Below are 1,300 nucleotides of genomic sequence, written 5' to 3' on the forward strand. Positions count from 1 at the left end.
ACGGAAAGCGACAAAGGCCGGTGCAGTTGAAGACCAAGCTGCTCCCAGAGACGCAATGACGAAAGCCGTTGCGCCCGCAAGTAGAATTGGCCGTCGCCCGATTCTGTCTGAGAGCGGACCAAAAATCACCTGGCCCACGCCGAGCATCACCATATAGAGGCTCAACGTGAGTTGGATCATAGCGGGCGTCGTGTTCAGGATGCCGGGCATCGCTGGAACGACAGGGAGATAAATATCCATCGCCAGTGAAGCGAGGATGTCGAAAGGAGCCATCAGCAGCAGTGCTGCCGGCAGCGTATAGGCCCACGCGGGGCGTGTGGTGGTCATGACGAATCAACCCTCGATTAAGGAATACCGGGCGACGTCTGCTCGTCAGCAATCAGATGAGACTAGCCTTACAGAGCGCCGCAACAACAATACTGGTTGTTGCGGCTTACTTGTCTGCTGACTTGGAATTTCCCATCTGATTACTCCACGCTTACGAATATGAATTGCTACATTTTATCCGATTATCTTTTGCTTCGCAATGCGGCATGGGCGCACTCAGCGTTCCAGCCCCCTCTGCCGCCCTAACTGCCACGACACCGACCCGCCCTGCACGATGCCCATAACCTCGCGGCCGAGTTGGCGGTCGATGATCGGCCGCCACGGGACAAGGGTGAACTCATGGGATTTCTCGACCACGGCGAACTTGCCGCTCGATAGATGCACGGTTCCGGTAAACTTGCCGCTGACGCTCTCGCCGTCCGTGGCGGCGCGGAACGGCAGGCCCTTACTCAAAGCCATATCCGATCCGACGCCGGCTACCTCGCGCTCCCGCAGGATGGCGAGAAGGTTGCGCCGGTAGAAGACGCGGCTGTCCCGGCTGCGGGTGGCGTCGCCCTGTTCGATATGGTGCTCGCGGCGCTGGTCCATGGCTTCGCGGACTTGTTGCCCGAAGCCGGTTGGCGCAAGGTCGGCCGTCTCGCCGTGGATCAGCCGCCGGTCCAGCCAGGTCGCGCCGTCCGATCCGATCTGTTTGTTCAGATCGACCGGGGAAAGGACGCGAACGCTGGCCTGACTGTCTCGGCCGGCGTCATGGGCGGCGGCACGGCTGACCAGATCATCGGGGATGCGCCATTGGTCGGCGTCGATCCGCTCGACGATACCGGCCCGGCGTAGCGCCTCCAGCCGGCGCACATGGGCATCGACATAGCCCTCATAGTCGCCGCCTGGAACGCGGCACGTATAGGAAGAATAAACGCCCTTTTCACCCAAGTCCAACAGCTTTGGACCGCAGTTGACTCTTTCGACACCCCTG

The 1,300-nt window shown here is 60.7% G+C and carries 2 protein-coding genes; both read right to left on the reverse strand.

Annotated features, from left to right (window positions below; translation table 11 throughout):
- The coding region (locus tag GVV58_RS15190) for an MFS transporter (protein WP_159153837.1) at positions 1-327 on the reverse strand (327 nt) is incomplete at its 3' end.
- Positions 328-543: 216 nt separating this feature from the next.
- Positions 544-1,300 (reverse strand): DUF3363 domain-containing protein (locus tag GVV58_RS15720; RefSeq protein WP_223542817.1); only part of this gene is annotated, 757 nt, incomplete at its 5' end.

This window comes from Acinetobacter sp. 18QD2AZ41W, from assembly GCF_009829025.1.
Classification (GTDB): domain Bacteria; phylum Pseudomonadota; class Gammaproteobacteria; order Pseudomonadales; family Moraxellaceae; genus Acinetobacter; species Acinetobacter pseudolwoffii.